This window comes from Mesorhizobium sp. P2_E9 (assembly GCF_056403815.1).
On the sequence record NZ_JBFUET010000007.1, the window covers coordinates 76,880 to 94,862 of the forward strand.

At 62.9% G+C, this 17,983-nt stretch carries 17 protein-coding genes and 1 tRNA gene; 10 read left to right on the plus strand and 8 right to left on the minus strand.

Annotated features, from left to right (window positions below; genetic code table 11):
• Nucleotides 1-8 precede the first annotated feature (8 nt).
• The 3 genes from AC1D05_RS13880 (at nucleotide 9) to fabG (ending at nucleotide 3,177) form a co-directional block, all read left to right on the plus strand.
• Complete coding sequence (locus AC1D05_RS13880; protein WP_477441274.1) at nucleotides 9-707, plus strand: cysteine hydrolase family protein; 699 nt, start codon at nucleotides 9-11, stop codon at nucleotides 705-707.
• A 98-nt stretch (nucleotides 708-805) separates the two neighbouring features.
• Nucleotides 806-2,332 (plus strand): APC family permease, encoded by a 1,527-nt coding sequence (locus AC1D05_RS13885; protein WP_477441276.1) that lies wholly within the window; start codon nucleotides 806-808, stop codon nucleotides 2,330-2,332.
• An 80-nt stretch (nucleotides 2,333-2,412) separates the two neighbouring features.
• Nucleotides 2,413-3,177 carry a 3-oxoacyl-ACP reductase FabG gene (gene fabG, locus AC1D05_RS13890; protein ID WP_477441278.1) on the plus strand — a complete coding sequence of 255 codons (765 nt, stop codon included), beginning with the start codon at nucleotides 2,413-2,415 and terminating at the stop codon, nucleotides 3,175-3,177.
• Nucleotides 3,178-3,190: 13 nt separating this feature from the next.
• Here fabG and AC1D05_RS13895 read toward each other — a convergent pair whose 3' ends face one another.
• Complete coding sequence (locus AC1D05_RS13895) at nucleotides 3,191-4,201, minus strand: phosphotransferase enzyme family protein (protein ID WP_477441280.1); 1,011 nt, start codon at nucleotides 4,199-4,201, stop codon at nucleotides 3,191-3,193.
• Between the two features lie 117 nt (nucleotides 4,202-4,318).
• Nucleotides 4,319-5,602, minus strand: coding sequence for a class-III pyridoxal-phosphate-dependent aminotransferase (locus tag AC1D05_RS13900; protein WP_477441282.1), 1,284 nt, complete (start codon nucleotides 5,600-5,602; stop codon nucleotides 4,319-4,321).
• Between the two features lie 102 nt (nucleotides 5,603-5,704).
• On the opposite strand from AC1D05_RS13900, the gene AC1D05_RS13905 reads away from it, so the two are divergent.
• Entirely contained in the window at nucleotides 5,705-6,466 is a 762-nt protein-coding gene (locus tag AC1D05_RS13905; RefSeq protein WP_477441284.1) for an SDR family NAD(P)-dependent oxidoreductase, read from the plus strand.
• Between the two features lie 95 nt (nucleotides 6,467-6,561).
• Here AC1D05_RS13905 and AC1D05_RS13910 read toward each other — a convergent pair.
• Nucleotides 6,562-6,637: transfer RNA gene (locus AC1D05_RS13910), tRNA-Ala, on the minus strand.
• 172 nt (nucleotides 6,638-6,809) lie between these two features.
• On the minus strand, nucleotides 6,810-7,196 hold the full coding sequence (locus AC1D05_RS13915; protein ID WP_477441286.1) for a TIGR02300 family protein: 387 nt from the start codon (nucleotides 7,194-7,196) through the stop codon (nucleotides 6,810-6,812).
• 206 nt (nucleotides 7,197-7,402) lie between these two features.
• On the opposite strand from AC1D05_RS13915, the gene aroA reads away from it, so the two are divergent.
• The 4 genes from aroA (at nucleotide 7,403) to rpsA (ending at nucleotide 11,641) form a co-directional block, all read left to right on the plus strand.
• Nucleotides 7,403-8,761, plus strand: a complete 1,359-nt coding sequence (gene aroA, locus AC1D05_RS13920) for a 3-phosphoshikimate 1-carboxyvinyltransferase (protein WP_477441288.1) — start codon at nucleotides 7,403-7,405, stop codon at nucleotides 8,759-8,761.
• Nucleotides 8,761-9,087, plus strand: a complete 327-nt coding sequence (locus tag AC1D05_RS13925) for a hypothetical protein (protein WP_477441289.1) — start codon at nucleotides 8,761-8,763, stop codon at nucleotides 9,085-9,087. Before aroA ends, AC1D05_RS13925 begins: the two co-directional genes overlap by 1 nt.
• Entirely contained in the window at nucleotides 9,084-9,734 is a 651-nt protein-coding gene (gene cmk / locus AC1D05_RS13930; RefSeq protein ID WP_477441291.1) for a (d)CMP kinase, read from the plus strand. The genes AC1D05_RS13925 and cmk overlap by 4 nt, the downstream gene beginning before the upstream one ends.
• Before the next feature lie 209 nt (nucleotides 9,735-9,943).
• Entirely contained in the window at nucleotides 9,944-11,641 is a 1,698-nt protein-coding gene (gene rpsA / locus AC1D05_RS13935) for a 30S ribosomal protein S1 (protein ID WP_027040545.1), read from the plus strand.
• 188 nt (nucleotides 11,642-11,829) lie between these two features.
• Here the strand turns inward: rpsA and AC1D05_RS13940 are convergent, their stop codons facing one another.
• The 4 genes from AC1D05_RS13940 to AC1D05_RS13955 all read right to left on the minus strand — a co-directional run bounded on the left by AC1D05_RS13940 (nucleotide 11,830) and on the right by AC1D05_RS13955 (nucleotide 15,970).
• A complete protein-coding gene (locus AC1D05_RS13940) occupies nucleotides 11,830-12,537 on the minus strand; it encodes an SDR family NAD(P)-dependent oxidoreductase (protein ID WP_477441293.1) in 708 nt (235 codons plus the stop codon).
• Nucleotides 12,538-12,776: 239 nt separating this feature from the next.
• Complete coding sequence (locus tag AC1D05_RS13945) at nucleotides 12,777-14,357, minus strand: 5-guanidino-2-oxopentanoate decarboxylase (RefSeq protein ID WP_477441294.1); 1,581 nt, start codon at nucleotides 14,355-14,357, stop codon at nucleotides 12,777-12,779.
• A gap of 93 nt (nucleotides 14,358-14,450) precedes the next feature.
• Complete coding sequence (locus AC1D05_RS13950) at nucleotides 14,451-15,101, minus strand: TetR family transcriptional regulator C-terminal domain-containing protein (protein WP_477441295.1); 651 nt, start codon at nucleotides 15,099-15,101, stop codon at nucleotides 14,451-14,453.
• Complete coding sequence (locus AC1D05_RS13955; RefSeq protein ID WP_477441297.1) at nucleotides 15,098-15,970, minus strand: dimethylarginine dimethylaminohydrolase family protein; 873 nt, start codon at nucleotides 15,968-15,970, stop codon at nucleotides 15,098-15,100. The genes AC1D05_RS13950 and AC1D05_RS13955 overlap by 4 nt, the downstream gene beginning before the upstream one ends.
• Before the next feature lie 214 nt (nucleotides 15,971-16,184).
• Between AC1D05_RS13955 and AC1D05_RS13960 the strand changes: the two genes are divergently transcribed.
• Nucleotides 16,185-17,000: an ABC transporter ATP-binding protein gene (locus AC1D05_RS13960; RefSeq protein ID WP_477441299.1), complete on the plus strand. Its 816-nt coding sequence runs from the start codon at nucleotides 16,185-16,187 to the stop codon at nucleotides 16,998-17,000.
• Between the two features lie 54 nt (nucleotides 17,001-17,054).
• The gene (locus AC1D05_RS13965; RefSeq protein ID WP_477441300.1) at nucleotides 17,055-17,852 is read left to right on the plus strand and encodes a transporter substrate-binding domain-containing protein; all 798 of its coding nucleotides are present in this window, start codon (nucleotides 17,055-17,057) and stop codon (nucleotides 17,850-17,852) included.
• Nucleotides 17,853-17,983 lie beyond the last annotated feature (131 nt).

The following is a 17,983-nucleotide window of genomic DNA, read 5'->3' on the forward strand; positions in this document are numbered from 1 at the left end:
AGGACCGCATGAGCTGGAAAACCGGATTCCGTTCGCTCTATTACCTCGGCGCGCCCGAGCCGGATGATCCGGTACTGGTGCCAGCGCAAACCGCCATACTGGTCATCGACGTTCAGAACACCTACCTGGGACGGCCGGATCGCGCCTCGCTTTCACCGCAGGAACAGCACCGCTACGATCTATGGACGCCGTTCCACGAGCGTATGCACGGCACGGTCATACCGAACACGGCGAGATTGCTGGAGTTGGCTCGGCAAAATGGCATCGAATGCCTTTTTGCCCGCATCGCCTGCCACACCAGGGACGGGCGCGATCGCTCGCTCTCCCAGAAAATGCCGGGCTGGAACAATTTGCTGCTGCCAAAGAACGACGCGCCGTCGCAGCTCGTTGCCGAGCTTCAGCCGGCCGGCGACGAAATCGTGGTGACCAAGACCACCGATTCCGCGCTGACTGGGACGAATCTGCGCCTGATCCTTCACAATCTCGGCATCAGGAATGTCATCTGCTGCGGCATCTTCACGGATCAGTGCGTGTCCTCGACAGTGCGCAGCCTGGCGGACGAGAGCTATGCGGTCATTGTGCTGGAGGATTGCTGCGCGGCGGCGACCGAGGATCTTCATCGCAAGGAGCTCGAAATCATCAACATGATCTACTGCCACGTGATGTCGAGCGCCGAGCTATGCAAAATCATGGCCTTGGCAAAGTGACGCGGCGTCCGTAGTGTCATGGCTGCACTCGCAGGCCGGGACACATCGGCCGCCACGTGCGGGGACCAAATACAGCTGTCACGAATGGAGAGGGCTTCATGGCCATAGAAACTGCACGCGGGACGATCGACGTCTCGAAGAGTAACAGCATCAATCTTTTGCACTCCAAGGCCGTGGGGCTCGCGGGAGTGCTCTTCCTGGCCGTCACCGGCGCGGCGCCAATGTCGGCGATGCTGGGTAATGTACCGTTCGCGGCAGGCTACGGCATCGGCAAATACACGCCGGCCGCCTTCCTGATGGCGACGATCGTGCTGACCATCTTCTCTGTCGGCTATGCCGCGATGGCATCGCGCGTCTCGTCCGTCGGCGGCTTCTACTCCTTCATCAGCCAGGGGCTCGGCCGTGAGGTCGGCATGTCGGCGGGCATTGGCTCGCTCGCCTGCTACTCTCTCTTCGAGGCCTCGCTCACTGGTTTGTTCGCATTTTTCGGCAATCTTTGGATTTCCCAGCATTTCGGCATCAACGTGCCGTGGATCGTGCTCGCGCTCGCCATGATCGTGGTCATCGCAGCACTCGCCTATCGCGACGTGAAGGTGTCGGCACGGCTGCTCGGGATAGCCCTCATTCTTGAAGTGATCATGCTGGTGATCTTCTCGCTGGGCGTGCTTTTCGCCCATGGCGGGACGAACTTTTCCGGCGATTCGTTGAATGTGTTCAAGGTGTTCACGCCTGTCGCCGAGCAGACAGTCGGAACCGTGGCCATACCCGCGGGTGCCGCGGCTGTCGGCATCTTCATGGCGTTCTGGTCCTGGGTCGGCTTCGAGATGGCGCCGAACTATGCCGAGGAATCCCGTGATCCGAAGCGCATCATTCCGCAATCGCTGCTGATTTCGGTCATTGGCCTTGGCCTGTTCTACACCTTCGTCAGCTGGTGCGCGGTGGCGGCCTATCCGACCGAGGCCGACATGGTGGCCAAGGCATTCTCCGACGGGGTGAACTTCTTCCTGACGCCGGTTCAGAGTTTTGTCGGTGGCTGGGGCTACCAGCTGATGTCGCTTCTCATCCTGACCAGTTCCTTTGCCTGCGGCATGGCCTTCCACAACACCGCTTCCCGCTATCTGTACTCGCTGGCGCGCGAGGGCGTCCTGCCGCAGGCGATCGCCGAGACGCATGATCATCACAAGAGCCCCCACAAGGCCTCGGCGCTGCAGTCGGTGCTGGCGGCGGTGTGGGTGCTCCTCTACGGTCTGGCCTACGGCTTCGACGATCCGTCGGGACAGGCCTGGCTTGGCGTCTATACGCTGTTTGCGGTGCTTGGCACCGGACTGCTGCTGGTGCTGCAAGCCGTTGTCTCGCTGGCGATCTACATGTGGTTCAAGAAGAACGGCGGCGGCAGCATGCTGACGACGGTCATCGCGCCGCTGATCTCGCTCGTGGTCCAGCTGGTCCTCGTCTACACGCTGGTGGCCAATCTCGCGACGCTCGGCGGCACCAATGGCTTCGCCAGGAGCATCCCCTATGTCGGGCTTGCGATCCTTATCGTCGGCCTGATCTGGGGCTTCGTGCTGAAGTCCGCCAACCCCCAAGCGTACCAGAACATCGGTCACATGGTGAACGAAGGCTAGGGCATCCACCGCCCTGGATTTCTTGTGGCAACGGGGACAGGGTATCACTCTGTCCCCGTCTCATTTTGGAGCTTCAAATCATGACCCAGTCTTTGAAGGGTCGGTCCGTCGTCGTTACCGGCGGATCGAAAGGCATCGGCAAGGGCATAGCGCGGGTGTTCGCGCTGTCTGGTGCCAAGGTCGCCATCATCGCGCGCCATCTCGACCAGGCCGAAGCCGCGGCCGCCGAGATCGGTCACGGCGCCTTTGGCGTGGCTGGCGATGTCACCTCGCTCGCCAGCGTCGAGAGCGCGTTTGCGACCGTGGCCGCAAGAAACGGGGGCATCGACGTGTTGTGCGCCAATGCCGGAATTTTCCCGCAGGCGCGGCTCGAAGACATGACTTCGGAACAATGGGACGAGGTTGTCGACACCAACCTCAAGGGCACCTTCCACGCGGTCAAGGCGGCGGTTGCCTATCTCAAGAAATCCGACCAGGGCCGCGTCGTGCTGACGTCGTCGATCACCGGCCCGGTCACCGGTTTTCCCGGCTGGTCGCACTACGGCGCCACCAAGGCCGGGCAACTCGGCTTCATGCGCACCGCCTGCATCGAGCTGGCGAAATACGGCATCACCGTCAACGCCGTCATGCCGGGCAACATCATCACCGAGGGCCTTGCCGGTCTGGGCGAGGATTATCAGAAGACCATGGCGGCCTCGATCCCGCTCAAGCGGCTCGGAACCGTAGAGGACATCGGCTACGCCGCGCTCTACTTTGCCTCGAAGGAGGCAGCCTATGTGACAGGGCAGACGATCATCGTCGACGGCGGCCAGATCCTGCCGGAGAGCCTGGAGGCCCTGGCATGATGATGGCGACCGTCTAGGAGAACCTGCTGAGATAGGCCTCGCACAGCCCGACCGTTCCCTCGGTGTAGGGCAGGCCCATCGATTGGGCGAGGTCTGTCTCGGCGTGTGAGCCGATCCACGCAACCAGGAGCAGGCGGCGCAGCATCACGAAGGTCGGGATTTCATCCTCGTCCGCCTTGGGCAGGTCAAGCACTCGGCGATAGCCGGTCGTCCACGATTGGATAAGATCGGCTGCCTGCGGCTCGTGCTCATAGAAAGAGATGGGCGTCGCCGCGTCATACATAAACCAGCCGAAGCCGCAATCGTCGAAGTCGATGACCTTCACCGTCTTGCCGTCGATCAAAAGGTTGGCGAGCCGCAAGTCGCAATGAATGAGGCCGAAACGGTCATGGCCCTTGCCGAAGGCGGCGAGCCTGCGGCCGATCAGATCCGCGGTGCGGCCGAAGAGTTTAGCCTTGTCGCCATCGACGCCCATGCCGTCGCGCCAGCGTCCCCAATGGGGGCTTTCCTCGCCGAGGCTCGTCTCGAAATCCCACACATGGCGGCTGAACCAGGATGGGCGCTTCCATTGCCGGGCGTGGATGTGCATGCGGGCCGTCACCTCGCCAAGCACCTCGAAAGGTTCGGCGAGCGCTTCGCCTATGCCCGGCTCCGAACCGGTCTCCCATTGCGACAGCACGACATTGCGGGGTTGCGCAAGCCTGGCATGGCCGACACGCTGGATCTGCTCGCCATCCTTGCCGGCCACCGGCACGGGGGTGGGCACGATCCCGGTTTGGCGCAAATCGGTCAGCCAGGCCAGTTCGGACTGGATGGCCGTCCTTGAATGGTAGCCGTCGCGATGGATGCGAAGCGCCCAGCGCCGGCCGTCGCGAGCTGCAATCTTGTAAGTCGCGTTCTCCGACAGGTTGATCATCGCGACGGAAACATCCGCCGGCAAATCGTAGTTGGCGGTGGCCGCCTCCGCCGTCTCCTGCAGGATGCCGAGTTGCTGGTCATGGGTGAGAGCGTCGAAATCCGTCACTGTCCGTCCTGCCCGATCATTTTGCCCTTGTCCCCTGCCGGAACCCACACGATCCCGGCAAGTCCAGCCGCCAGCTCGAGCTGGGCGCCTGGCAGTTTCAACCAGGTTCGGGACATGTCAACTCGCCTTGTCTGCCTGATGCAGCAACTCCCGCGCGCGCGGCATAGCCGCGTCGAAGCGATCCATGATGTCCCGGCAGGTTTCGTGATCGAGAAGCACGCCAGGCTTCCACTGCAGCACCCGCTTGTCGAGCGACGAGAAGATCGCCCAGACGCCCTGCTCGTAGAGTGCGCGTGACACGAAGACGGCGCCTTCAGGGTGATTGCTGAATTGCAGGCCGAGGATGACGCCTTTCTGGCGCACCCCGGTGAAGACATCGCCGTGACGAGCCTGCATCTCACGCATGGCCTGCGCCATGAACTCGGTCACGGTGCCGACATTGGCCACCAGTTCAGGCCGCTGCAGCATCTCGATGACCTTGTGAGCAACGACACAGCCGAGTTCGGCCCCGCCGGTGGTCGAGATGTGGGCCGCCCCGTCCTCGTTGAGCCAGCCGCCCGCCCTGTCGTTCACCAGCGTCGCGCTGATCGGATAGAGGCCGCCGGACAGGCCCTTTGCCGTCACCATGATATCCGGCTGGACGCCATAGGCCTGCCAGCCCCACATGCTGCCGGTCCGCATCAGGCCGGTCTGGACCTCGTCGGCGATGTACATCGCGCCATGCTTTTCGCACAGCGCCTTGCAGGCGCTGAGATAGCCGTCCTTCGGCATTGGGAAGCCGTACGTGGCGGGGATCGTCTCCATGATCAGCGCCGCGACGTCGTCGCCCTTCAGCGCCTGCTCCATGGCGTCGATATCGTTGAACGGAACCTGGATGAACGTCTCCGGCTGGTCGGAAAGAAAGATCTTGGTGAAGCGATCGTCGCCGGTCGCCACCGCAAGCCCCGAATGCCCGTGATACCCCTTGATGATCGACACGATCTTGCGCCGCTTGGTGGCGTAGCGGGCGCTCTTGATGGCGATGTCCACCGCCTCGGCGCCGCCCGGCGCGAAGATCGCATATTTCAGTCCCGGTGAGACATTGACGAGGGATTCGGCCAGCGCCGTCCGCGCCACGGAGGGAAACCAGTGGTTGCCGATGTCGAAATAATCGAGCGCGCTCTTCAGCGTCTCGACCAGTTCCGGATTGCGATGACCGAGATTGTAGGTGCCGCCATTGAGGTGCAGGTCGATCAGGCGGCGGCCCGACATGTCGTAGAGGAAATAGCCTTCCCGCCTGCCGATCACCAGATCGATCCCGGCTTTCTGCCAGAACCTGGTCTTGTCGGGATTCCAGAAACGGATTGCCTTGTCGAAAAAATCCTGCTTCGACTCGAACTTGAAGGGGCCGAAGTCGTACATGCCTGTCTTTTCCCCAGAGGTTGATCGGCGCGCATCCAAGCTGGCGAGGCTCGTCCGACGGATGATGCAGGATTACAGGCCAGGGAGAAAGGGGGCTGAAAGATGATCCTGAAGGACAGGACCGCGATCGTTACCGGGGCAGGATCGGGCATCGGCAGGGCGGCAGCGCTGATCATCGCGCGCGAGGGCGCTGTGGTCGGCGTAGCGGACCGCAGCGCTGACGGCGCGAACGCGACCGTCGACCAGATTGTTGCCGCAGGGGGCCGGGCGAAAGCGCTTGTGTTCGACCTGACCGACGATCAGGCGCTTGAAGCCGGTTTCCGCGATTTCATCGACACGCAAGGCAGGATCGACATCCTGCACAATCATGCCGGCGTACAGGTAGAGGGTGACCTGCTCGGTGTGAGCGTCAAAGGCTTCGACACGTCCTGGACGCTCAACGTGCGGGCTCACTTCTTCGGTGCCCGCATCGTCATGCCGTTCATGAAAAAGGCGGGTCGCGGGGTCATCCTCAACACGTCGTCGAGCTCCGGCGTGCTCTACGACCGCGAGATGATCGCCTATACGACGACCAAGCACGCGGTGATCGCGATGACGAAGCAGATGGCGGGCGACTTTGGCCGCTTTGGCATTCGCGTCAACGCGCTTTGCCCCGGCTGGGTCGACACGCCCTTCAATGGCCCTTTCATCGCCCAGATGGGAGGCCGGGAAGCCATCGAAGCCTACATCCGCGAAAAAGTGCCGCTTGGACGTTGGGCAAGCGTCGAGGAAATCGCGGAGGCGGTGCTGTTTCTTGTGTCCGACCGGTCCTCGTACATGACGGGCCAGATTCTGGTTGTCGATGGAGGAGAGACGGTGGTCTAGCGCGGTTCGTCGTTTCACGGGAACCGTTCTATCGAAATGCTCGCCGGGTTACTCATCAACAAGAGCGGCAACGATCAAGTTTGCGAAGGACTGTTTGGTGGAGCCAATCGGAATCGAACCGACGACCTCTTGAATGCCATTCAAGCGCTCTCCCAACTGAGCTATGGCCCCACTTCCGGCAGTCAGCCGGCGCCGTTTCCGGCGAAGAGATCAGCGCGGGTTGGAACACCGCGCCGTTAGTGCAGGCGGCTTCTAACCCCGCCTTTCCCAGATATCAAGCCTTGAAGAGCGGCTTTTTGTTCACAGGCCGAGAAAGCCTGCAAACGCTTGCGTTTCAGGTCGATCAGACCTCGTCGTCGTCGTCGCCGACGCCGATCATGTCGGCAACGTCGTCGTCTTCTTCCTCTTCGTCGGCAAGGAAAGTGTCATCCTCGTCGTCGCCGAGGTCGACGTCCTCGTCATCGCCGAGGTCCGGCAGGTCGTCACCCTTGACGTCCTCGTCGGCCTCTTCGAGCGAGACGACTTCAACGCCTTCTTCGTCCTCGGCGTCCACTTCCTTCTCGGCCACTTCCTCTTCCTCCTCGAGGGCGGCGATCTTGCCTTCCTCGAAATAGGAACGCGGATAGGTCTTGCCGGTGTAGGGCGAGACGATCGGGTCCTTGTTCAGGTCGTAGAATTTTCGACCCGTCTCAGGGTCGATACGCTTTGTGCCAAGTTCGTTTTTTGCCACGGCAAGCCTCGTCAATAAAAGAGTGGTCCCCTTAACCACAGTTTGCAGCGCTGTCAAAGCGAAAAGCCGGCGTCACAAAACCAAGTCCTGAAAGGCCTCGCGCCAAGTGACGACCATGGGGATGACCATTTCGCCCCGCCGTGATACGAGACCGCCGCAACAAATGAAAAGCGCCGGCACGCCGGCATTCCGTCCAGGGAAATTCCATGTCTCACGCCGCCGCTCCCAAGCCGGCCACCGCCCGCAAATCTCAAGCCCTTTCCGGCACCGCCCGCGTACCGGGCGACAAGTCGATCTCGCACCGCTCCATGATGTTCGGCGGTCTCGCATCCGGTGAAACCCGAGTCACCGGCCTGCTCGAAGGCGAGGACGTCATGCGTACGGCTGCTGCCATGAAGGCAATGGGCGCGCATATAGAGAAGCGCGGCGCCGAGTGGGTGATCCGCGGCACCGGCAATGGCGCACTGCTGCAGCCGGAAGGCCCGCTCGATTTCGGCAATGCCGGCACCGGCTCGCGGCTGACCATGGGCCTGGTCGGCACCTATGACATGGAAACCACCTTCATCGGTGACGCCTCGCTGTCCGGCCGGCCGATGGGCCGCGTGCTCGAGCCGCTGCGCCAGATGGGGGTGCAGGTGCTGAAGGCGACACCCGGCGACCGCATGCCGATCACATTGCACGGCCCCAAGCACGCCGCCCCGATCACCTACCGCGTGCCGATGGCCTCGGCGCAGGTGAAATCGGCGGTGCTGCTTGCCGGCCTCAACACACCGGGCATCACCACGGTCATCGAACCGGTGATGACGCGCGACCATACTGAAAAGATGCTGAAGGGCTTCGGCGCCAATCTGTCGGTCGAGACCGACGAGCGCGGCGTGCGCCACATCTTCATCGAGGGTCAGGGCAAGCTGACCGGCCAGACGATCGCGGTACCCGGCGACCCGTCCTCGGCCGGCTTCCCGCTGGTCGCGGCGCTGATCGTGCCGGGTTCGGACATCGTCATCGAAAACGTGCTGATGAACCCGACCCGCACCGGCCTTTTGCTGACCTTGCAGGAAATGGGCGGCCAGATCGACATTCTGAACCCGCGCAACGCCGGCGGCGAGGATGTCGCAGATCTGCGCGTGCGTTATTCCGAGCTTAAGGGCGTCACCGTGCCGCCCGAGCGGGCACCGTCGATGATCGACGAGTACCCGGTGCTGGCTGTCGCCGCCAGCTTCGCCGAAGGCGAGACGCTGATGCAGGGGCTGGAAGAGCTGCGGGTGAAGGAGTCCGACCGGCTTTCGGCCGTCGCCAACGGGCTGAAGCTCAACGGCGTCGATTGCACCGAGGGCGAAGCTTCGCTTGCCGTGCGCGGCAAGCCCGGCGGCAAGGGATTGGGCGGGCATCCCAACGGCCAGGACACGACCGTGCAGACCCATCTCGACCATCGCATCGCCATGAGCTTTCTGGTCATGGGGCTGGCGACGGAAAAGCCGGTGACCATTGATGACGCGGCGATGATCGCGACGAGTTTTCCGGAGTTCATGGGATTGATGACGGGGTTGGGCGCGGAGATCGCTTGATGAAGCGGGACTTGTTAGCGGTCGCGACTTACCTCGGATTTGCGCTGGTCCCGTATTTGATTGAACGCATCGCCTTCAAGAAAAGATTCGGTATCTTTGCGATCCTTTTTTGGCTCTTTGCTCTGCAGTTTCTTGTCACGTTCGCTTCCGTTCATACCGGCGAGTTCCTGGAAAGAAACGGCTGGAGCATCCTTGCAGGATTCTCGCGCGCAATCGGCGCCGTGGCTTTTGTAACAATTGGCATCATACCCTTTATCTTGTTGCCACTGTCGATTTTGATCGCTCTGGTCGTGCTGGGGCTCCGTCAATTCAGGCAAGTCAGATGACCCCGACCTTCACCATCGCCATCGACGGACCCGCCGGCGCCGGCAAAGGCACGCTCGCCCGGCGGCTCGCCGACCATTACCGGCTGAACCTGCTCGACACAGGCCTCACCTATCGCGCGGTCGCCTATGCGCTGATCCAGCACGCGCTGCCGCTCGACAATGTCTCGGCGGCCGAAACCGCGGCGCGCCAGGTCGATCTGGCAAGGCTCGACCGGGCGGTGCTGTCGGCGCATGCGGTCGGTGAGGCCGCCTCGAAAGTCGCGGTGTATCCGACGGTGCGGCGCATCCTCGTCGAAAAGCAGCGGGCCTTCGCCAAGACGCCGCCGGGCGCGGTGCTGGACGGGCGCGACATCGGCACCGTCGTGTGCCCCGATGCCGACATCAAACTCTATGTGACGGCGAGTGCGGAGGTGCGGGCAAGGCGCCGGCTGGCCGAGATCGAAAGCATCGGCGGCACCGCCAACTTTGCTGAAATCCTCGCCGATATCGCGCGCCGGGACGAGCGCGACATGGGCCGTGCCGACTCACCCTTGAAGCCGGCCGCCGACGCGCACTTGCTTGATACCAGCGAAATGGCTATAGAAGCCGCGTTTCTCGCGGCCATGGCGATCATCGACGACGCGCTGGCCAGGAGAAACAAGGCCTGATCCGGGTTTTCTCCCGTGTTTCCGTTGCCGGAAGCGCAGAAAATACCCATATCGGGCACGAACCAGCCTGCCAGCATTCTTTATGCGCCGGAATTGCCGCTTAGAAAGCGGCCCAGGGCTTTTTTCAGCCCGGAACGCCGGCAGGCCAACGCAACGCTAACCCACGGCGCCCGTCCCGCTTCCAGATGCGGGGCACTCCAGGAGAAAATATGTCAGCTGCAAATCCCACTCGCGATGATTTCGCGAGCCTGCTCGAAGAATCTTTCACCGCCGGCCATTCCGGCGAAGGCCAGGTCGTCAAGGGCATCATCACCGCCATTGAAAAAGACATGGCCATCATCGACGTCGGCCTGAAGGTCGAAGGCCGCGTGCCGCTGAAGGAATTCGGCGTCAAGGGCAAGGACACCACCCTCAAGGTCGGTGACACCGTCGAAGTCTATGTCGAGCGTATCGAAAACGCGCTTGGCGAAGCGATGCTTTCCCGTGAAAAGGCCCGCCGCGAAGAGAGCTGGGTCCGTCTCGAAGAGAAGTTCACCAAGGGTGAGCGCGTCGAAGGCGTCATCTTCAACCAGGTCAAGGGCGGCTTCACCGTCGACCTCGACGGCGCCGTGGCCTTCCTGCCGCGCAGCCAGGTCGATATCCGCCCGATCCGCGACGTCTCCCCGCTGATGCACAACCCGCAGCCCTTCGAGATCCTCAAGATGGATCGCCGCCGCGGCAACATCGTGGTGTCGCGCCGCACCGTGCTCGAGGAGAGCCGCGCCGAACAGCGTTCGGAAATCGTGCAGAACCTCGAAGAAGGCCAGGTTGTCGAAGGCGTCGTCAAGAACATCACCGATTACGGTGCGTTCGTCGACCTCGGCGGCATCGACGGCCTGCTGCATGTCACCGATATGGCATGGCGCCGCGTCAACCATCCGACCGAAATCCTCAACATCGGTCAGACGGTCAAGGTGCAGATAATCCGCATCAACCAGGAAACCCACCGCATCTCGCTCGGCATGAAGCAGCTCGAGAGCGATCCGTGGTCGGAGATCGGCACCAAGTTCCCGATCGGCAAGAAGATCAAGGGCACCGTCACCAACATCACCGACTACGGCGCGTTCGTCGAGCTGGAGCCGGGCATCGAGGGCCTCATCCACGTTTCGGAAATGTCGTGGACCAAGAAGAACGTGCATCCCGGCAAGATCCTGTCGACGACGCAGGAAGTCGACGTGGTGGTGCTCGAGGTCGATCCGGCCAAGCGCCGCATCTCGCTCGGCCTCAAGCAGACGCTGGAAAACCCGTGGGAAGCGTTCGCGCGCAGCCATCCGGTCGGCAGCCAGGTCGAGGGCGAGGTCAAGAACAAGACCGAGTTCGGCCTGTTCATCGGCCTGGAAGGCGACGTGGACGGCATGGTGCACCTCTCCGACCTCGACTGGACCCGTCCGGGCGAGCAGGTCATCGAAGAGTACAATCGCGGCGACATGGTCAAGGCGCAGGTGCTCGACGTCGACATCGAGAAGGAGCGCATTTCGCTCGGCATCAAGCAGCTGGCCAAGGATACGGTCGGCGAGGCGGCCAACAGCGGCGAACTGCGCAAGAACGCCGTCGTCACCTGTGAAGTCATCGGCGTCAAGGATGGCGGTCTGGAAGTGCGGCTGGTCGACAGCGGCATCGAGACCTTCATCAAGCGCTCTGACCTCAGCCGTGACCGCGACGAGCAGCGCCCCGAGCGCTTCACCGTCGGCCAGAAGGTCGACGCCCGCGTCATCGCCTTCGACAAGAAGACCCGCAAGCTGCAGGTCTCGATCAAGGCGCTGGAAATCGCCGAAGAGAAGGAAGCCGTCGCTCAGTACGGTTCGACCGACTCCGGCGCTTCGCTGGGCGATATCCTGGGTGCCGCGCTGAAGAAGCAGGGCAGCTAAGTCCTTCGCAAAGCTCTAAACAAAACCCCGCCGGAGCGATCCGGCGGGGTTTTTCTTTGACTTAGAGCAGTTCACCGTTTCACGGAAACGGCGAACCGCTCTAACTCTTTGTTTTGGCGCAATTCCGGACGGAAAACCGTTCACACTTTTCCTGGAATTGCTCCAGTTCTGAAACTTGTGCCTATAAGTCAGGCCCGGCCGTAGAGCGGCACCAGCGTTCCGCTCATCGCCTGGTTGGCGGGCGAAACGAGATAGGCGATTGCCTCGGCCGCCGCTTCGAGGCTGACCCATTTGGTGAAATCGGCATCCGGCATGTCGGCGCGGTTTGCCGGTGTGTCGAGCGTCGACGGCGCCACGGCATTGACCAGGATGCCCTTGGCCTTGAGCTCTTCCGCCATCGCCACGGTCATGGCCGCCACCGCCGCCTTGCTGGCCGTGTAGGCGACCATGCCGGCGCCGCGCCTGGGGTCGAGCCCGGCGCGCGCGGTGACATTGACAATGCGGCCTGATGTGCCCGACGCCAGCATCGAGCGGATCGCCGCGCGGCTGCACAGGAAAGTGGTGCGTGCGTTGGTGTCCATCATCTCGGCGAAGGAGGCCGATTCGATCTTTTCCACCGGCGCCATGGCAAAGCCGCCGGCGAGATGGATCGATCCCCACAAGGCGGGAACCTGAGCATAGAAGCCTTCAACCTTGGCGGAATCCGACAGGTCGACATTGTGCGCCAGCTTGACGTTCTCATGCGCGGTGAAAGGAAAATGCTGGGGTGCCGCGGCATGCGCGTTCGGTACGTGGCAGATCGCGCCCTGTTCCAGCAGCCGGCCAACCACCGCACCGCCGAGCGCGCCGGTTCCACCGGTCACAACGATATGCCTGCCTTGAAGTATTTCCGTCATCCTGGACCGCTCCTGTCGTATTTTTATGATTTTGTCGCTTGTTGCGCCGCCCCGACGCGAAGCGTCGCGCCTTTCGGGCGATCACTCAACTGATATCTCGACATGGCAGCCGTCACGTCTTTGCATGCGTCAGGACGCATATAGTGGCAATGCCGTCAGCCATGAGGCTGTTGCGGTACAACAGCCGAGCCGGCGTAGTATCCGATGCAGGTTGGAAAATCACCGGCGGCCTGAAGGCTTCAATCGACCGTGATTTCGATGACGCAAGGCAATCCAGTTGCCCGGGCGCGCTTGAGGGCCTGCGGCAAGGCGCCGATCTCGGCCAGCCGTTCGGCGCCGATGCCATAGGCTTCGGCCAGCTTGCAGAAATCCGGCGGCGCCGGCGAGACCCCGACGGGTTCGACGCCGACATCGAGCATCGAGGTCTCGATCTCGCGATAGCCCCTGTTGTTCCAGACCACGAAAATAACCGGTGCGTCGGAATCAAGCGCGACACCCAGTTCCGGCAAAGTGAACTGGAAGCCGCCGTCGCCGGTCAGGCAGACGACCGGCGCGTCGGGCATGGCAAGCGCCGCGCCGATCGCCGCCGGCGGGCCATAGCCGAGCGCGCCGAAGCCGGTGGCGGCATTGAACCAGCCGGCCGGCCGGTCGTGGTCGTAGTAGAGGTTGGCGGCGTAGATCGGCTGCGTCGAGTCGCCGACGATGATCGCGCCCGGCAGCGTGTCGCGGATCATTTCCACGGCATGCACCTGTGCCAGATAGGCCGGGCTCAGCTCGGCGACCGCCGCCTTGCGTGCAGCGGCGGCGCGTGCCTCGCCCTCTGGCGCGGCCACATGAGCAGAGCCGATGGCGGCGAGCAGGGCTTCGATCGCCTCGGCGCAGTCGGCCTGGATGCCAACCGTCACCGGGCGGCGCGCGAGCTGGTCGGCGCCGATGTCGATGCGGATCAGGTTGGAGGGCAGCACGAAACCGCCATCGCCATAGCCGTCATAGTCGGTCGGGCCGAATTCGGTGCCGGCGGCAATCACCAGATCGGCCTCGGCCATCAGCGCGCGAACCGCCTTCAGGCTTGGGCTTGCCGGCACGCAGAGCGGGTGGCGGTGCAGCAGGCCGCGCGCATTGGTGGTCTCGACGACCGGCGCACCCAGTTTCTCGGCCAGGCGCCGCAAGGACGCTTCGGCGCGCTTGGCGCCACCGCCGGCCAGGATCAGCGGACGGCGGGCAGTGGCGATGAGTTTGGCCGCGCTCGCAATCGCCGCGCCGTCCGGCGCCGGCGGTGCCGCGTTGCTCAGCAGTGCCGCGATACCGTCAGCCGGCTTGACCATGACATCGGTCGGGATCTCGATATGCACAGGGCCGGGCCGCGACGATGAAAACAGGGCGAAGGCCTGTGCCAATGCGCGCGGCAATTCGCTCGCCTCGGTGACGCGCTGCGACAACAGCGCCACCTTCTCCATCATGCCGCGCTGATCCGGCAGCTCGTGCAGGAAGCCCAGGCCCTTGCCCAGCGTCGGCATGGCGTTGACGCCCGATATGACCAGCATCGGCACCGAATCGGCGCGCGCCTGGCCCATGGCGGTGATGGTGTTGGTCAGCCCTGGTCCCGTGATGACGAAGGCGACACCGGGCCTGCCGCTGGCGCGGGCATAGCCGTCGGCCATGAAGCCGGCGCCCTGTTCGTGGCGCGGCGTGACATGGCGGATTTTCGAGCGCGCGAGGCCACGGTAGAGCTCGACCGTGTGCACGCCCGGAATGCCGAAGACAGTGTCGACGCCGTGGGCTTCGAGCAGCGTGATGAGGGCTTCGCCGAGTGTTGTCATTGGTTTTCCTCCCTTAGAGCCGATCACAGTTCGGAAACAGTGATCGGCTCGGTCCCTTTGTCTTCAACGCAATTCCGGACGGAAAACCGCATGTCACTTTTCCTGGAAATGCTTCAGCGGCGCGAGGCCCAGTTCGGCCTCGATAGTCTTGATGCCAATCGCCGCCAATTCGCCAGGCGAGAACATCTCGCCGGCCAGGCAGCCTTCTACCCAGAGCCCGTCGATGATCGCGTTGATCGCAATGGCATGGTGGCGCAACTGGTTTGCGTCCGCCTCGCGCTGTTCTGCCGCGAGCACCTCGGCCACAACGGCTTCCACCTCGTTGCGAAAGCCAAGGTAGCCTTCACGGTGAGCACGAGCCAGGGCCGGATCCGCACCGGCGCGGCCGATGAAGGTTGCCCAGAGCGAAAACACCCGCGCGTCGATGATCGGCGCGTTGAGGTTGGCGGTAACGAAAGCCGCAAGGCGCTGGCGCGGCGAGGCATCTTCCATGACCAACGCCGCTTTCGCCTGCTCGGTCATGCGGCCCATCAGCGCAGCATAAGCTTCCTGCAGCAATTCTTCCTTGCCGGGGAAATAGTGCCGGATCAGCCCGGCGGTGACGCCGGCGCGCAAAGCGATGGTGCGCAAGGTGGCGCCCTGCAGGCCATGTTCCGCCACGCTGTCCAGAGTTGCCTCGATCAGATCCTGCCGCCGCCGCTCCTCGCCCTCGCGACGGAACCTGCGGCGGGAAGGCGTATTCATTGGCGCAGGATCGGCCGCGTCAGGCATGTCGGCCCGCCCTCGCAGGCGATGCAGAGCGCATCCGCCTCGAAGATTTCGACCGTGCAGCCGGCGGCTTCCATCGCGGCTTTGGTCTTTGGAAAGCCTGCAACGGCAATGACCTTGAATGGGCTGGTCGGCAGCACGTTCAGGCTGAGGCCGTTGGAAGCCGCGAACTCTTCGGCGTCGCCTTCCACCAGCCGGATGTTGCGCGCCTTCAGCATCTGGTAGAACGCGGCCGGCAAAAGCGGTGAATAGACCAAAGCGAGGTCGTCGGCCAGCGGGCTGATCACCGACATCAGATGCAGGCAGGCCTCTTCGCCCTGCCACAGCGGCAGGTCAAAGCCATAGACGGAAACGCCCAGCGGCGTCAGCAGGTTGGAAACCTGCTGGATGCCTTCCTGGTTGGAGCGGACACCGCGCCCGATCACGAGCGTGCGGGCATCCAGCCATACACAATCACCACCTTCGACCTGGCCTGGAGCCTCGACGCGGCCGAGGATCGGAATGCCCAGCCTTCTGTAGGTTTCCTCATGCAGCGAGGGCTCGTTGGCGCGCAAGGGCTTGCCCATGGACAGAATCAGCGCGCCGCGCTCGGTCATCAACGATGGGTCGTGCGTGAACACCGAATCCGAAAGTCCATCGGCCTTGTCCTCGATCCATTCGATTTCGGCGCCGGAAGCCGCCACCAGTTCGGCAAGGAGCGCGTGCTGCGATGCTGCTTTCGCTGGATTGAATCCTGGGCCATAGTGCCAGGCAACCCTGTCGGCGTCGCGCATGGCGTTGGCCGCCGACCGCATCAGCACGCGTCGCAGCGGCGCTGCCATGGACTGTGATCCGAAAGCGCTCATCGAAGCCCTTTTTTAGCTGAAAAAAATCGAGAAAATTTCATGGAGCGCTATTTATACACTTGCACAACAAGCTCGCAAGTGCCGTAATGAGTGGGATTGACGGGCTCGCGCCGTTGGGTCCATGCTGAAGTCTGGAGCGGGGCAGTACAGCGTATATGTTGATTAGCCGAATGGACGTTCGACGAACTGCCGCCGACCATACAGAGGTCACCCGGTGAGCGCGGTGGAAGCTGCCGCAGTCCAATCCGGCAAGGCGCAGGACGGCGCCGCCGAAGCCATCCATGTCGAGAACCTGCACAAGAAGTTCGGCCAACTGCATGTGCTGAAGGGCGTGTCGCTGTCGGCGCGCGATGGCGAGGTGATCGCCATCATCGGCGGCTCAGGCTCAGGCAAATCGACGCTGCTGCGCTGCATCAACTGCCTGGAAAACCCGACCAGCGGCATCATCCGCGTCAATGGCGAAGAGATCAAACTGAAAGCCGATAGCCACGGCCACACCATCCCGGCCGACCGCAGGCAAATCGAGCGTATCCGCTCCAAGCTCGGCATGGTGTTCCAGAATTTCAACCTCTGGAGCCACATGACGCTGATCGAGAACGTCATCGAGGTTCCGGTGCATGTGCTTGGCGTCAAGCGCGAGGTGGCGATCAGCGAAGCCGAAAAGCTGCTGGCGCGCGTCGGGCTTGCCGAAAAGCGCGACGTCTATCCCGCCTACCTGTCTGGCGGCCAGCAGCAGCGCGCCGCGATCGCCCGCGCGCTTGCCATCAATCCGCGCGTCATGTTGTTCGACGAGCCGACCTCGGCGCTCGACCCGGAACTGGTCGGCGAGGTGCTGAAGGTGATCGGCGACCTGGCGCGCGAAGGCCGCACCATGGTGCTGGTCACCCACGAGATGAAGTTCGCCCGCGAGGTCGCGACCCACGTCGTCTACCTCTACAACGGGCTGGTCGAGGAAGAAGGCCCGCCGGAGCAAATCTTCGGCGCACCGAAATCCGAAAGGCTGAAACAGTTCATCCGCAACATCGGCTAGGGACAGGCCGGGACGGAAGAAAACCGGGAACCAACAACAAACTGGGAGTTTGAAATGAAGACTGCTCTGAAGACATTCGCCGCGGCACTGCTGCTCGGCGTCGCCGCCATGGGCGTGGCCAAGGCCGATCCGGTCAAGATCGGCGTCGCCGCCGAGCCCTATCCGCCCTTCACCTCGCCGGACGCGTCGGGCAAGTGGGTCGGCTGGGAGATCGAGTTCATCGACGCCGTGTGCGCCGAGGAGAAACTCGACTGCGTCATCACGCCGGTTGCCTGGGACGGCATCATCCCGGCGCTGACCACCAAGAAGATCGACCTCATCGTCTCGTCGATGTCGATCACCGACGAGCGCAAGAAGACGATCGACTTCTCGGACAAGTACTACAACACGCCGACGGCGATCATCGGACCGAAGGACCAGAAGTTCGGCGCCTCGCCTGACGACCTCAAGGGCAAGGTGCTCGGCGTCCAGGTGTCGACGGTGCACGCCGTCTACGCCAAGAAGCATTTCGGCGCCACGGCGTCCGAGATCAAGGAATACCAGACCCAGGACGAGGCCAACCAGGATCTCGCCGCCGGCCGACTCGACGCGGTGCAGGCCGATTCCATCGCACTCGGCGAATTCCTCAAGTCGGACCAGGGCAAAGCCTGCTGCGACCTGAAGGGCATGGTGGCGCCGGATCTCGAGGTGCTCGGACCGGGCGTCGGCGCCGGCGTGCGCAAGGAAGACACCGAACTGAAGGAAAAGATCAACGCCGGCATCAAGGCAATCCGCGCCAACGGCAAATATGACGCGATCTCGAAGAAGTACTTCGATTTCGACATCTACGGTGCCGACGCGCAGTCGAACTGACGACCCTCGCATGAGCCGGAGACACGACGCCAAGTCGTGCTCTCCGGCTTCCCACTCATGCTTGCCGCCGGCCGCTGGCGTCGGCGGATAGAGCCAGCAATCCGGGGGCAAAGCTGATCGACGCATTCCTT

What these genes read in the sequence shown, in the direction of transcription:
- AC1D05_RS13900 (WP_477441282.1), bottom strand. Translation starts at nt 5,602, where the DNA reads ATGTACGACTTCGGCCCCTTCAAGTTCGAGTCGAAGCAGGATTTTTTC.
- AC1D05_RS13965 (WP_477441300.1), top strand. Translation starts at nt 17,055, where the DNA reads ATGAAGACTGCTCTGAAGACATTCGCCGCGGCACTGCTGCTCGGCGTC.
- aroA (WP_477441288.1), top strand. Translation starts at nt 7,403, where the DNA reads ATGTCTCACGCCGCCGCTCCCAAGCCGGCCACCGCCCGCAAATCTCAA.
- AC1D05_RS13945 (WP_477441294.1), bottom strand. Translation starts at nt 14,357, where the DNA reads ATGACAACACTCGGCGAAGCCCTCATCACGCTGCTCGAAGCCCACGGC.
- cmk (WP_477441291.1), top strand. Translation starts at nt 9,084, where the DNA reads ATGACCCCGACCTTCACCATCGCCATCGACGGACCCGCCGGCGCCGGC.
- AC1D05_RS13905 (WP_477441284.1), top strand. Translation starts at nt 5,705, where the DNA reads ATGATCCTGAAGGACAGGACCGCGATCGTTACCGGGGCAGGATCGGGC.
- AC1D05_RS13955 (WP_477441297.1), bottom strand. Translation starts at nt 15,970, where the DNA reads ATGAGCGCTTTCGGATCACAGTCCATGGCAGCGCCGCTGCGACGCGTG.
- AC1D05_RS13940 (WP_477441293.1), bottom strand. Translation starts at nt 12,537, where the DNA reads ATGACGGAAATACTTCAAGGCAGGCATATCGTTGTGACCGGTGGAACC.
- AC1D05_RS13925 (WP_477441289.1), top strand. Translation starts at nt 8,761, where the DNA reads ATGAAGCGGGACTTGTTAGCGGTCGCGACTTACCTCGGATTTGCGCTG.
- rpsA (WP_027040545.1), top strand. Translation starts at nt 9,944, where the DNA reads ATGTCAGCTGCAAATCCCACTCGCGATGATTTCGCGAGCCTGCTCGAA.
- AC1D05_RS13885 (WP_477441276.1), top strand. Translation starts at nt 806, where the DNA reads ATGGCCATAGAAACTGCACGCGGGACGATCGACGTCTCGAAGAGTAAC.
- AC1D05_RS13880 (WP_477441274.1), top strand. Translation starts at nt 9, where the DNA reads ATGAGCTGGAAAACCGGATTCCGTTCGCTCTATTACCTCGGCGCGCCC.
- AC1D05_RS13950 (WP_477441295.1), bottom strand. Translation starts at nt 15,101, where the DNA reads ATGAATACGCCTTCCCGCCGCAGGTTCCGTCGCGAGGGCGAGGAGCGG.
- fabG (WP_477441278.1), top strand. Translation starts at nt 2,413, where the DNA reads ATGACCCAGTCTTTGAAGGGTCGGTCCGTCGTCGTTACCGGCGGATCG.